This window comes from Cohnella yongneupensis, from assembly GCF_042655785.1.
GTDB lineage: Bacteria > Bacillota > Bacilli > Paenibacillales > Paenibacillaceae > Cohnella > Cohnella yongneupensis.
In genome coordinates this window covers 1-14,118 of sequence record NZ_JBHSNC010000021.1, presented here as the reverse complement: position 1 = coordinate 14,118, position 14,118 = coordinate 1, and the positions used below count along the sequence as shown (strand labels likewise).

Sequence of the window (14,118 nt, the reverse complement as noted above, 5' to 3'; positions counted from 1 at the left end):
GCAGCCCTTACTGTTTCGTCGGAATCAACGTATGTCGCCCCGACGTTCGCGGAAACGGCGTATAACCAGTGGCACGCCCGGTCAAACAAAATAGCAAGCCCCGGTCGCCCGGAGCTTGCTATCAACCTTTGCTATGCAAGTTAAAGCCAACCGCCGATCCCTTCGGAACGACCGACCTTCGGGAAATCGTCTCCCCAGAGCGGACCCCAGAAACCCGAAGGCGCCACAGCGTTCGGAGTGCTGACATTTTCCTCATGCTGAGTTCCCGTGCCGTCGGATGTGTTAGCAGGACTCGTTCTTTTGCGCTTATGGTGATGTTTTTTCTTATGGCAGTCGCACTGATGTTTATGCCTGTACGTTCCCACTTAGCAACGCCTCCTCATAGATGATGCTACAGTCTATGAAGCCAAAGCGTTTGCCGATAGGGACACCAGCATAGGCCAAATCGCGAATTTACCTATCCGAACGAACTCCCCACCAAAGCAGCAACTATTCTCCGAATCCGACTAGATCCTTGACGACTACGCTTACCATAATCAATCCTGCCACGGGCGGCACGAACGCGTTGCTCGACGGCGGTTGCTGCGCTTTGCGGATTTCCGGCGCGTTCTCCGGCACGATCCGCTGCGTGACGTCTTCGCGCGGCTTCATAGGGATCTCGGTCGAGAATACGACCTTTACGCCGCGCTTGATGCCTTCTTGCCGCAGCTTTTTGCGGATGACCTTCGCGATCGGGTCCATCGATGTCTTGGAAATGTCGGCGACTTGAAACCGCGTCGGATCCATCTTGTTCGCGGCGCCCATGCTCGAAATGATCGGAATGCCGCGTTCTAGACATTGCTTGATGAGATGGATCTTGTAGGAAATCGTATCGGACGCGTCCACCACGTAGTCGAGAGGATACTTAAACAGCTCCTCGTACGTCTCTTCGGTGTAAAACATCCGAAGCGCGATCGCGTCGCACTCCGGATTGATCAGCTTGATCCGGTCTCTCATCAGATCCGCTTTCGGCTGTCCGACGGTCGTCGTCAGCGCGTGAATCTGTCTATTGATGTTTGTGATATCCACGACGTCCTTGTCGATCAAGATGATCCGGCCGACGCCGGAGCGCGCGAGCGCTTCCGCCGCGATACCCCCTACGCCGCCGATGCCTAGTACGGCGACGGTGCTGCCTTTCAGCTTCGCCAGACCTTCGGGTCCGATCGCAAGCTCCGTCCGTGAAAATTGATGCAGCATCGGAATCGCTCCTTCGATTAGCCTTGGCTTGGAACTGCCGAAGCTTCCGCTTCCGCAGCTTCGCCAGGCGCGGCGGCTTTCGTCTGCGCCGCGATTGCCTTAGCCGACAAACGCACGTGCAGATCGTCCAGCTGGCGATCCGTTACCGGCGACGGAGCGTCGCACAGCAGGTCGGTCGCGCTCGCGGTCTTAGGGAACGCGATCGTCTCGCGCAGGTTCGTGCGGCCGGCCAACAGCATGACCAGACGGTCAAGACCGAACGCGATGCCGCCGTGCGGAGGCGTGCCGTAGTCGAACGCGTCGAGGAAGAAGCCGAATTTTTCTTTTGCTTCTTCCATCGAGAAGCCAAGCGCCGTGAACATCTTCTCTTGCACGTCGCGACGGTAAATCCGCATCGAACCGCCGCCGACTTCGTAGCCGTTAAGCACGATGTCGTAAGCTTGCGCGCGGATCGCGCCCGGATCGGTGTCGAACAGAGCCAGGTCCTCGTCGTGCGGACGGGTGAACGGATGGTGTTCCGCGACCCAACGCTTGCCTTCCTCGTCCCAGCCGAGCAACGGGAAGTCGACGACCCACAGGAAGCGGTACGCTTTGTTGTCGATCAAGCCGAGTTCGCGGCCGACTTTCAGGCGCAAGTTGCCCATGACGTCCGCGGCCGTCTTCAGCTTGTCTGCGGAGAACGTGAGCAAGTCGCCTTCTTCGACGTTCAGGCGCTCGGTAAGCGCGGCTTTCTCTTCCTCGGTGAAAAATTTAACGATCGGACCGCGCCATTCGCCGTCTTTGACCGTGATCCACGCGATGCCTTTGCCGCCGTAACGAGCGGCGAACGGTTGCAGGTCGTCGAGCTCTTTGCGGCTCCAGCTCGCGCAGCCTTTGGCGTTGAGCGCTTTGACGACGCCGCCGGATGCCGCTACGGAAGCGAACACCTTCACTTCGCTGCCCTTAACGATATCGGTAACGTCTTCGATCTCGAGGCCGAAGCGGAGATCCGGCTTGTCGGAGCCGTATTTATGAATCGCGTCATGGTAAGTCAGACGTTGGAAAGGCGTAGGAATTTCGACGTCCAGCGTCTCGCGGAATAGCTTGGCCATGAGGGTCTCCATCATGCCGAGCAATTGATCCTGCGACAAGAACGAAGTCTCGATGTCCACTTGGGTGAATTCCGGTTGACGGTCCGCGCGAAGGTCTTCGTCGCGGAAGCAGCGGGCGACTTGATAGTAACGCTCGAGACCACCGACCATAAGCAACTGCTTGAACAGCTGCGGCGATTGCGGAAGCGCGAAAAACTCTCCCGGATGTACGCGGCTCGGAACCAGGTAATCGCGCGCGCCTTCCGGCGTGCTCTTCGTCAGGATCGGCGTTTCCACGTCGATGAAGTCGTTCTCGTCGAGATAATCGCGGAACACCTTTGTCGCTTTCGAGCGCAGCTTCAACGTCTTCTGCATTTCCGGGCGCCGCAGGTCTAGATAACGATATTTCAGACGAAGCGATTCGTCGACTTCGACGCCGTCCTCGATCGGGAACGGAGGCGTCTTGGCGGCGTTGATGATTTCGACTTCGTGAACTTGCACTTCGATTTCGCCCGTCGCGAGGTTCGCGTTGAACGTCTCGGGATCGCGATCCACGACTACGCCTTTGACGGCGAGCACGTATTCGTTGCGGGCGCGGCTTCCGATTTCAAGCGCCTGGCCGGAAAACGCAGGGTTGAATACGACTTGCACGATTCCGGTACGGTCGCGAAGATCGATGAATAGAATGCCCCCGAAATCGCGCCATCCTTGCACCCAACCGTTTAGTACGACGGGTTGGCCCACGTTGGCCTTAGTCAATTTTCCGCAGTCGATATTTTTAAGCATCATTGTTGATCGTCCCCTTTTCCTCTGTAGGAAGGTATGTTTGTATCGCTTCGGCCAGCCCGCTGAGCGGGACCGCCCGTTGTTCGCCCGATGCCATATGCTTCAAAGCGATTTCTCCGCGTTCGAGCTCGTCGTCGCCGAGCACGGCTGAGAACTTCGCGCGTTGGCGGTCTGCCGCCTTGAACTGCGCCTTCGTCTTGCGCCCCATATAATCGCGTTCCGCGATAATGCCCGCGCTGCGCAACCGGTGCAGAATACCCGGCGTCGCTTGCTCCGCGCGCTCGCCGAGCGCGACGAGATAGACGTCGAGATCGCCGCCGAGCTCCGGATTTACTCCTTGGCTCTCGAGCAGCAAAATCGTGCGTTCCAAACCAAGACCCAAGCCTACGCCCGGTTGGTCTTCGCCGCCGATTTGCGACACGAGTCCGTTATACCGTCCTCCGCCGCCGATCGTATCTATCGCTCCGATGCCTTGCGCTTTATATTCGAAGGCGGTGTGCGTGTAGTAGTCGAGTCCGCGAACGAGGCGAGGATTAATCTGGTAGGGTACTTCCATCTCGTCCAGGATCGCCTTTACCCGCGAAAAATGATTTTCGCATTCTTCATCCAAGCTGTCCAAAATAGACGGCGCGCCTTCGAATTTCGCCTGGTCGACTTTGCAATCGAGCACGCGAAGCGGATTGCGCTCCATGCGCGACTGACAGTCTTTGCACAGGCTGTCCTTCATCGGCAACAGGAAAGCTAGCAGCTTCTCGCGGAACGCATCGCGAACGGCCGGCGTGCCTACCGAGTTCAGATCGACCGTGACGCCGGTCAGGCCCAGCTCGGAGTAAAAGGCATAGCCGAGCGCGATAACTTCCGCGTCAAGCGCCGGATCCGTCGATCCGATCGCCTCGATGCCGAATTGGTGGAACTGACGGTATCTGCCCGCTTGCGCCCGCTCATAGCGGAACATCGGACCGATGTAGTATAGCTTGGAAATATCCGGCTCTCCGTACAGCTTGTTCTCCACGTAGGCGCGAACGGTGCCCGCCGTGCCTTCCGGCCGCAGCGTCATGCTGCGATCTCCGCGGTCCATGAACGTGTACATTTCCTTCTCGACGATGTCGGTCGTCTCGCCGACGCCGCGATTGAACAGATCCGTCGCTTCGAAAATCGGCGTGCGAATTTCCTGGTAACGATAGCGCCGTCCTAGATCGCGGGCTTTATTTTCTACGTGCTGCCATAAGGCGCTCTTACCCGGCAATATATCCTGCGTGCCTGGCGGCTTCTGATACCCCATGTCTAATCCACTCCTTCTCTAGACAATCAAAAAAGCCCCCGCCCCACGACGATCTTCGGATCGTCGGGGACGAGAGCCTGTAGTTGCATGCTCCCGCGGTGCCACCCGCCATTCAAGCTGACTTATGACCCGTCCCCGTTCGGGTACGAGCAAAGTTCGGCTTGCGCTTCATCCGGTTAACGCCCGGGTACGCCGTAACGCTAGTGGGCTCATCGCTCTTTCGAGCGGAAAAGCCGTTCGCATCGGGTTCTCAAGGGGGTCTTTCGTCCGTTCATTGCCGGAAAGCTTGCAGCCAATCTGCAACTTCTCCTAACGGCGATCGCCGCGGTCGGTTGGCAGGAAGGGCTTTCCTCTCTGGGGACCTGGGTCCGGACTACTTTGCCCTGTCATCGAATTTGTGGCAGGTTTACAATTGTTATTTATTGTAGACGGTTGCAAGGTGACTGTCAAGGCGACGTACGTCCCGCGGAAAGAAAATAACCTACCGAAAGCTTCGGCAGGTTCAATGTTAAATATATTGAAAAAAGGGGGTCGTCTATAGAGTAATCCATTTAGGTTAAGCACACGTGAATAAAAGATTACAGTTATATTACAAAAAGCATACATTCGATGCGTATTGACCCCAAATATTCGTTTCGATAGACTATGGCTAGGTTAACGGATCGAATCATAACATACGCGATCGGCGGATAGGACGGCTCTCAATGAATATTTTCGATATTTCGCGCTTGGCGGGCGTATCGCGGAAAACCGTGCAACGGGTTCTCAATAACGCGACGAACGTCAAACCAGAGACGCAAGAGAAAATCAGACGCGTCATGGAAGAGCATCACTACGAGCCTAGCGCGGTCGCCCGCAAGCTGTCGTCGAGCAAACCGACCACAGTCGCGATCTTTATTGTCCAAGACGCCAAGCAATATAAACTGTACACGGACGATTTGTACTACGGGGCAGTTATCGGCGGCATTATTAGCTATTGCAACACAAGAGCTTATAATACGCTCGTATCGATCATGGACGTTACGGATCCGGATCAATTGCTTAGCCTCTTTAAGCAAAAAACGGTCGACGCCGGCGTAATCATCAGCTGGTGCAACGTCGAGGCGATCGTAGATAAAGCGACGAAAGCCGGATTCCCGATCGCCGTCTTCGATCAGAACAACGCGGATCCGCTCGATGGGCTGGTGCCAATTCCTCGGTTGGACGATTGGACGAGCGCCTACAAAGCCGCGACGCACTTACTCGATCTCGGCCATACGCGGCTTGGCATCGTCACGGGCGACATGAACATCCCTTGCGCGCCGGTACGTCTTGCAGGATTCGTCAAAGCCGTCGAGGATCGCGGCTTGCGCGTTTCTCCTCACCATATTCACCACGGTCATTTCGTAGAGCAAAGCGGGGCGGAAGCGATCGACCGATGGCTCGCGGACGACCGTCTACCGGAAGCCCTCTTCTGCTCTAACGACCTCATGGCTTATGGCGCTTTGAAGGCGTTAATCCGTCAAGGCATAAGCGTGCCGGAACAAATGTCCCTTATCGGCTTCGACGACCTGCTCATCTCCGAATACATGCATCCCCCGCTAACGACGATGCGCGTTCCCCGGATCGAGATGGCGATCGATATGACCGAGCGATTAATCGACCGGCTAGAAAATCCGAGTGAGCGATCGGTTTCTTTTTCCCCTGCCGTATTTCAAGCCGAACTCGTCGAAAGAGCCTCGACGTTTGCCCGTTCCGACGATCGAAGATAGTTAGTATGCGCTTGCTAAAAAAGGGTTGATTATTAAAAAATCTCGTTCTATAATCAAAAATGTCCCACGTAGGACATTATTTTTTTACACTCACGGTAAGCGCTTACATGAATCGACTAAAACCGCGGCCGGAGGAACCGCAAACGACGCAATAACAAGTCGAACAAAGAGAGGACGAATTAGCGATATGCATGGACAACGCCTTTTCAAAAAAAGCATGTTGACCTTTGGCACGTTCATCCTTAGCCTGACTCTGGTTTGTAACGGAGCGTTAGCCGCCTCCGCATCGCAAGGAGCGACCGCTATTTTCAAAGACATGACCACGACGCATTGGGCAGCGCAATCGATCGGCAAACTTAAAGATTACGGCCTTATTTCCGGTTATTCGGACGGCTCGGTCAAACCCGACAGACCGGTTACGCGAGCGGAGTTCGCAACCATCGTCAACCGTTTATTCGGTTATCCGCAACCTCAGCAGACGTCCCTCGCGATCAGCGATCTCTCGGAAAGCTCATGGGCTTATAAAGAAATCGCTAAGGCGGTCTCCGCCGGTTACTTGAAACTCGGCCCGAACAACGAGGCCAAGCCGAACGAGCCGCTTAGCCGCGCGGAAGTCGCGGTGGCACTGTCCGTTATCTATCATTTGGCGTCTGCCGCCGGAGACAGCTCCGGTTCGTACAACGACATTCAAGGGCTTGACGCCGCCTCGCAAGCCGCGATCCGTTCGCTTACGAGCGCGGGCTTTGCCAAAGGCTACGCGGACGGCTCGTTCAAACCGGGCAAGACGATTACTCGCGCGGAGCTTGCCGTATTGCTTGACCGGATGACCGCGCTGTTCGTGAACGAAGCGAAGACGGTATCCGCCGGCACGGTACACGGCAACGTCGTCGTGAACCATACCGATGCCATTCTCAAAGATACGACCGTCGAAGGCAATCTGTATTTGACTCCCGGACTTGGCGAAGGAAACGCCCGATTGGATCATGTTAAAGTATCGGGAACGACGTTCGTTCAAGGCGGCGGCGAGCATAGCGTGACGATCGACGGCTCGACGCTCGGCGTACTCCACGTGGATAAAGCGAACGGAACCGTACGCGTCGTCATTAGCGGTACCGTGGATCGGCTGATCATCGACGGATTGACGCACGTTGTCCTTGCCCCGGGCGCCGTCGTTAAGCATTTGATCGTAGCTTCGGACGGCGGATCCTCTAAGATCGAAGGCGACGGCACAATCGAGCATGTGGACAATCAAGCTGCAGGCGTCTTGTTGAACGGCGCTCCGCTCCTTTCTACGGGAACAAGCCCCGGCGGCGGTTCGTCAACCGGATCTAACGGGTCCGGCGGCACTTCCGACCCTTGGACGCTCGTCTGGAACGACGAGTTCAACGACGGGACGATCGATCCTACCAAATGGACGTACGATCTGACGAACGGACAATCCGTCGGCAATCCGGGCTGGGGCAACAACGAGCTCGAATACTATACGGATCGCCCGGAAAACGTCAAAGAAGAGAACGGCAACCTGGTTATTACGGCGCGAAAAGAAAGTTACGAAGGTTACGATTACACGTCGGCGCGTATCAAAACGAAAGGCCTGTTCAGCAAAACGTACGGCAAATACGAAATTCGCGCCAAAACGCCGGTCGGCAAAGGCTATTGGCCCGCGATCTGGATGCTGCCCGAAAATTACGCTTACGGGACATGGGCGGCTTCAGGAGAAATCGACATTATGGAAACCTGGGGCAGCCGGCCCGACACGATCGCCGGAACGCTCCACTACGGGCAACAATGGCCCGGCAATACGTATACCGGCAAGGAATATAAGATGGATAACGGTACGATCGATCAATTCCACACGTATTCGCTCGAGTGGGAGCCGAACGAAATTCGATGGTACGTCGATGGACATTTGTATGCCACGCAGAACGACTGGTACAGCAAGAGCGCCGACCAACCGGCTAACAATGCGTATCCTGCCCCGTTCGACCAGCAGTTCCATCTGCTCATGAACGTGGCCGTCGGCGGCAACTTCGACGGAAACCCGACCGAAGATACCGTGTTCCCGCAACAGATGCAAATCGATTATGTTCGCGTCTACGAGTTGACGGGTCGACCATACGCCGCGCCGATCCCTCCGACGTTGGCGAAAGAAAACTACCTTCCGGGCTCTAATTTGCCGCAAGCGCCGGACAACGACCTCGTCTATAACGCGGACTTCACGCAGAACGTCGATGGCGACGCGGGAATGGGCATCGGCGGCACGGCGCACTGGAGCCTCTTTAAAGAGCCCGGCGCGGACGCCGCAAGCGTAGCGATCGAAACGATCGGCGGCAAGAACTTTGCCAAGGTCAGTATTTCGAACGCAGGAGGCAATCCTTATTCGATACAACCGCAAGCGATCGTCTCTTTGGCCAAAGGCCGCAATTACAAGCTGACGTTCGACGCGAAGACGGATACGTCAAGGGATATGAACGTGAAGCTGACCGGCGGCGCATCCAGAGGCTTCGCCGCGTACTCGCCGGCGCTTGCGGTACCTCTGACCGGTGATCTGCAATCCTACGAAATGTCGTTCCAGATGAAGCAAGACTCGGACGTTGCCGCGCGCATCGAATTCAATATGGGCACGAACAGCCATCCCGTCTGGATCGGCAACGTAAAGCTCGTGGAGATCGATACGATCGCGTTCGATCATGACGTCAAGAAAGTCCCGTTCGGCGTCGAAGGCAATCACATTTATAACGGTACGTTCGACCAAGGCGAACCTACCCGCCTCTCCTACTGGCACATCGGCACATCCGGATCCGCGCAAGCTTCGGCGACCGTCGATCCATCCGAGCGCAAGCTGCGCTTGAACGTAACTAACGGCGGGACTTCTGCCGATCAAGTGCAAGTCGTGCAACGCGGGCTCAGCCTGATCAACGGACAGCAATACCGCTTAACTCTTGACGCTAGCGCAAGCGCGGCGCGCGATCTCGCCGTTCAACTGCGCAGCAATAACGGGGACGATATTTACTCATCCGGTACGTTACACCTTTCAACCTCGGAAAGCCCGCAAACCTTCTCCTTTACTTACGCCGGGGCGACGACCGAAGACGCACAGCTTGCCATACTGGCCGGCGGCGCGACAGGCAGCGTGAAGCTAGACAATATTAAGCTCGTTCGCACGAGCATCTATCTCGATCCAAGCGTCGCGAAATTCCCGCTTCAGAACGGACAATTCGATCGCGGCCTTGCCGTATGGGAGACGTTCGGATTAGACGGGGGCACGGTAACGGCTTCCGCTGACGACTCTGCCGCGAAGCTATCCATCGGCGCGGTCGGTCCGAATCCTTGGAGCATCATGCTGAACCAAGGTAATCTTAGTGCTTCCGCGGGCGTCCGATACGTCGTCGCGTTCGACGCCTACGCCACGACGAACCGTAAGCTTGAAGCCGTCTTGGAGAACGCGTCGTTTAACCGCTCCTTCGACCAGACCGTCGATCTGACGACGACCAAGCAACGGTATGCTTTCGAATTCACCAAAGGGGGCAGCGAGACCGTCGCCCTGAAGTTTTTGCTAGGCAAGCTTGCAGGAGATCCAACGCTAGGCGCACACGACGTCTACATCGACAACATCGTCTTCGAGCCTAAGGCATCGGTGGAGCTTAGCAACCTCGTCGCGAACGGGCAATTCGGCTCGGATATCGCGGGGTGGACCAGCTTCTATGGCGGTGGCGTTACCGGTTCTGTGTACGGCGCCGACGGACATATGGTCGCGGAGCTAAGCGGAAGCGGCGGCGATTTCTGGAACGTGCAAGCGGATTACAAGGGCATCACGATCGAGCAGAACAAAAGCTATCGCCTCACCTTCGACGCGAGCGCCAGCTTGAGCCGCAACATTCAAGTCGTCGTCGAGCATGCAGGCGAGCCTTATACGCCTTATTTAGCCACTCGTACGCTGTCGTTGACGACCACGCCTCAAACGTTCAGCTATACGTTCACTTCGACTTCGGCCACGGATGCGGGAGCCCATATTAACTTCCTGCTTGGCAAAGTAGGCGATCCGATCGGCGACGCGCATACGGTTTCCTTCGATAACGTCAGCTTGGTCGAGGTGCAGCTTCCTCCGTTAGTTCCGCCGGAAGGTCATGCGGTACTGAACGGAACTTTCGATACCGATACGCAAAGCTGGAGCACGTATACGGGCGACGGTTCTAATGCCGCGATCTCGGTTGACGGACAGAAGCTCAAGGTTCGATTCTCCGCTTACGACGGTTGGTTCCCATGGTCCACTCAGGTGTATCAAGACCATTTGAAGCTGGAATCCGGCAAGACGTACGTATTGAGCTTCGACGCCAGCTCGTCGTTCGACAAACCGGTAAGCGTCGAAGTCGGACGAAGCGGCGGAGGCACCGCTCATCTTGCGGCTCATCCGATCGCCTTGACCGGCGCTACGCAGACGTACACGGTCGAATTCACGGTGACCGGCGATACGGACCAGAACGCGAAGCTGAACTTCCTGCTCGGCAGCAACAACGTACCCGGAGAAAGCTTCACGCCGCACAGCATCTGGATTGATAACGTTTCGTTGACCGAGAAAGCCACGTAACGAACGTACAATGTCAAAAAAATCCCTATCGTTTACGCAGTCGTTCAACGTCTGCGAATCGATAGGGATTTTTTAATATTCAAGTCCGGTTAACCCCGGCCGCCCGGAGGATGCCGCCTTCCGTTCGCTGCGCCCGCCGTCGGGCCCGAAGCGCCAAGCTCGCCCGCGAATTCCTCGTTTCCGGTTCGGAATACCATCGCCTCGCGGCGCTCAGGCATCAAGCCTTCCCGCATGAACCATTCCAGCTTCGTTTCCTTACTCGATTGCCGCATGCCATCATCTCCCGTAGAGGTGTCGACATGTAGTATCGCCAGTAAGCGGCTTATTCAACCAAAACGGTTAATTGCGGCTGTCTATGATTAGTGTCACGGGTCCGTCGTTCACGAGCGCTACGTCCATCATGGCGCCGAACTTCCCGGTCTCGACCGTAAGGTCCTTCGCTCTCAAACGTGCGTTGAACTGCTCGTACAGCGCCTCCGCTTGCTCGGGACGAGCCGCGGCCATGAAGTTCGGCCGTTTGCCTTTGCGGCAATCGCCGTATAACGTGAATTGGGACACCGATAGAATCGCGCCTCGAACGTCCTCTACCGACAAGTTCATCTTTTCCTCATCGTCCTCGAAAATTCGCAAGCCCGCCAGCTTGTCCGCCATCCAGACGACGTCTTGCTCCCCGTCCTCGTGTCCGACGCCGACGAGCAGCATGAGTCCTTGACCGATTTTGCCTATCACGTTTCCTTCGACGGTAACGCTCGCCTCGGAAACTCTTTGTACGACTACTTTCAAACGAAACCCTCCAAGCTATTGCATCATCCGTTGCACCGAGAAAATATCTTTCACCCGCTTGATCTTATCCACGACGGCTTGCAGGTGGTCTTTGTTGCGGATGAGTATGGTCATGTGCATGATCGCCATCTTGTTCTTGTCGGAACGACCGGATACCGCGGCGATGTTCGTCTTGCTCTCGGACACCGCGAGCAGCACCTCGTTAAGCAGTCCGCGGCGATCGTGACCGAGAATTTCGATCTCTACGCTGTAATTGGACTCGACCGCGTCTTCCCAATCGACCTCGATGACGCGCGCCGTTTCTTCGCCCTCTTCTCCCGTAGGAATGTTCGGGCAATCCGTCCGGTGAACGGATACGCCGCGTCCGCGCGTAATATATCCGATAATGTCATCACCTGGCACCGGGTTGCAGCAGCGCGCGAACCGGACGAGTAAATTGTCTACGCCCTTCACGCTGACGCCGTTCGTCGGACGACGGCGTTCCGCCGTCTGCGCCGCTGGCGTCTTCATCTCTTGTACTTCCGTTGTCAGCTGAATTTGCTTCGCTTCTTCGGCTTCCTTGCGCAGCTTCTCGGTCAGCTTCGTGCACACTTGCGCCGCCGTAATGCCGCCGAAGCCGATCGCGGACATCATATCCTCGGTATCGTTGAACGTGAATTTTTTGGCCGCTTCCTGGAGCTTCTCTTCCGTCATCCACTCCGTTGGATCGAGCCCTTGCCGCTTCAGCTCGCGTTCGAGCGACTCGCGGCCTTTTTCCACGCTTTCCTCGCGCTTCTCTTTCTTGAACCATTGGCGGATTTTGCTCCGCGCATGGGAAGACTGCGCGATCTTCAGCCAATCTTGGCTTGGACCGTACGAATGCTTGGACGTGAGAATTTCGACGATATCGCCCGTCTTGAGCTTATGGTCGAGCGGGACGATTCTCCCGTTCACCTTCGCCCCGATCGTCCGGTTGCCGACTTCCGTATGAACGCGGAACGCGAAATCAAGCGGCACCGAACCGGCCGACAGCTCGAATACTTCCCCTTTAGGCGTAAAGACGAATACGAGGTCGGTGAAGAAATCCATCTTAAGCGATTCCATGAACTCCGCCGCATCCCGCGTTTCTTGCTGGAGCTCGATAATTTCGCGGATCCAATTCATTTTGTCGCCGAAGCTGCCTTGCGCGACGCCCGAATTGTTGCCGTCCTTGTATGCCCAATGCGCGGCGATCCCGATCTCGCTCGTGCGGTGCATCTCCCAAGTGCGGATCTGAACCTCGGTCGGTTCGCCGGTCGGACCGACGATCGTCGTATGGAGCGATTGGTACATGTTCGCCTTCGGCATGGCGATATAATCCTTGAATCGCCCCGGCATCGGCTTCCATAGCGTATGGATTATGCCAAGCGTAGCGTAACAATCCTTAACGTTATCTACCAAAATACGGATCGCGAGCAGATCGTATATTTCGTTAAACTGCTTGTTGCGCGTCGTCATTTTGCGGAAAATGCTATAAATATGTTTTGGCCGTCCGGAGATGTCGCCTTGAATACCCATCTCGTCCAGCTTTTCGCGTATGCGGTCGATCAGCTCCGTAATGTATTGCTCCCGCTCGGTACGCTTCTTCTTCATCAGATGGGCGATCCGGTAATATTGCTGCGGGTTCAAAAACCGGAGCGCGATATCTTCCATCTCCCATTTGATCGCGCTAATCCCGAGCCGGTGGGCGATCGGGCAATAAATTTCGAGCGTCTCGTGGGCGATTCGCCGCTGGCTCTCTTCCGATTGGAACTTGAGCGTGCGCATATTGTGAAGGCGGTCGGCCAGCTTGATCAGAATAACGCGAATATCGTTCGCCATGGCGACGAACATTTTGCGATAGTTCTCGTTCTGTTGCTCTTCCTTCGATCGGAACTGGATGCGCTCCAGCTTCGTCACGCCGTCGACAAGCCCGGCGATCGCATCGCCGAACCGATCGCGCAAGTCGTCGACAGTCACGTTCGTGTCTTCGACGACATCGTGCAATAGCGCCGCCATCACCGTAACGACATCCATCTGCATGCCCATGCAAATTTCGGCAACCGCAACGGGATGCAAAATATAAGGCTCTCCGGATTTGCGCAATTGACCGCGGTGTGCTTCGTCCGCGTATTCGTACGCGTCTTGCACTCTGAGCAAGTCCTGCTCCTTCATATATGTCGATGCTTTTTCGAGCAACTGCTCCATGCCCATGCCGAGTTCCTTTCCGCCGGCGCCCGGCGCCGGAAGTGTCCCCTGAAGTTATTCCTTCCATTATGCCTCTTAACGCTCCGAAACGTCAACCACGTCCATTCGGTCGAAAGTCTTGGGTTTCGCCTTCATTCGACAAATGCATGTGCAAGTTTCGGAATGGAAACAATGCATACCAACTCTTGCTAGAAAGAAGGAACTGGTGTGCCTCGCGAGATCGGTGTTCATGAATGACGCGGTCATTAGCGTCAGCTCTCGATGCTTGTTGCGTGATTTAATACCTTATACACGACGGTCGGAAAATGTGCCTAGAGCCTAGAGCCATCCTTCAGCTTCCTTGGAAACAACAAAGAGGCTGTCCCAAAAGTCATTGACTTAGGGACTGCCCTGTTTTATTCATTATCGATTTAGGTT

General features: G+C 55.9%; 9 protein-coding genes. 2 read left to right on the top strand and 7 right to left on the bottom strand.

Features of this window, described 5'->3' with window-relative positions:
- Window positions 1-140: 140 nt before the first annotated feature.
- From ACFPQ4_RS06645 to hisS, 4 genes are all read right to left on the bottom strand, one after another.
- The gene (locus ACFPQ4_RS06645) at window positions 141-365 is read right to left on the bottom strand and encodes a hypothetical protein (protein WP_378111000.1); all 225 of its coding nucleotides are present in this window, start codon (window positions 363-365) and stop codon (window positions 141-143) included.
- 124 nt (window positions 366-489) lie between these two features.
- On the bottom strand, window positions 490-1,236 hold the full coding sequence (locus tag ACFPQ4_RS06640; protein WP_378110999.1) for a tRNA threonylcarbamoyladenosine dehydratase: 747 nt from the start codon (window positions 1,234-1,236) through the stop codon (window positions 490-492).
- A gap of 17 nt (window positions 1,237-1,253) precedes the next feature.
- Window positions 1,254-3,095 carry an aspartate--tRNA ligase gene (gene aspS / locus ACFPQ4_RS06635; RefSeq protein WP_378110998.1) on the bottom strand — a complete coding sequence of 614 codons (1,842 nt, stop codon included), beginning with the start codon at window positions 3,093-3,095 and terminating at the stop codon, window positions 1,254-1,256.
- The gene (gene hisS / locus ACFPQ4_RS06630) at window positions 3,085-4,374 is read right to left on the bottom strand and encodes a histidine--tRNA ligase (RefSeq protein WP_378110997.1); all 1,290 of its coding nucleotides are present in this window, start codon (window positions 4,372-4,374) and stop codon (window positions 3,085-3,087) included. The genes aspS and hisS overlap by 11 nt, the downstream gene beginning before the upstream one ends.
- A gap of 704 nt (window positions 4,375-5,078) precedes the next feature.
- Between hisS and ACFPQ4_RS06625 the strand changes: the two genes are divergently transcribed.
- Window positions 5,079-6,125, top strand: a complete 1,047-nt coding sequence (locus ACFPQ4_RS06625) for a LacI family DNA-binding transcriptional regulator (RefSeq protein WP_378110996.1) — start codon at window positions 5,079-5,081, stop codon at window positions 6,123-6,125.
- 187 nt (window positions 6,126-6,312) lie between these two features.
- Window positions 6,313-10,713: a carbohydrate binding domain-containing protein gene (locus tag ACFPQ4_RS06620; protein ID WP_378110995.1), complete on the top strand. Its 4,401-nt coding sequence runs from the start codon at window positions 6,313-6,315 to the stop codon at window positions 10,711-10,713.
- Between the two features lie 89 nt (window positions 10,714-10,802).
- On the opposite strand, the gene ACFPQ4_RS06615 is transcribed toward ACFPQ4_RS06620, so the two are convergent.
- The 3 genes from ACFPQ4_RS06615 to ACFPQ4_RS06605 form a co-directional block, all read right to left on the bottom strand.
- Window positions 10,803-10,985 carry a hypothetical protein gene (locus tag ACFPQ4_RS06615; protein ID WP_378110994.1) on the bottom strand — a complete coding sequence of 61 codons (183 nt, stop codon included), beginning with the start codon at window positions 10,983-10,985 and terminating at the stop codon, window positions 10,803-10,805.
- Window positions 10,986-11,052: 67 nt separating this feature from the next.
- A complete protein-coding gene (gene dtd, locus ACFPQ4_RS06610; RefSeq protein ID WP_378110993.1) occupies window positions 11,053-11,496 on the bottom strand; it encodes a D-aminoacyl-tRNA deacylase in 444 nt (147 codons plus the stop codon).
- Between the two features lie 15 nt (window positions 11,497-11,511).
- Window positions 11,512-13,707, bottom strand: coding sequence for a RelA/SpoT family protein (locus ACFPQ4_RS06605; protein ID WP_378110992.1), 2,196 nt, complete (start codon window positions 13,705-13,707; stop codon window positions 11,512-11,514).
- Window positions 13,708-14,118: the final 411 nt, after the last annotated feature.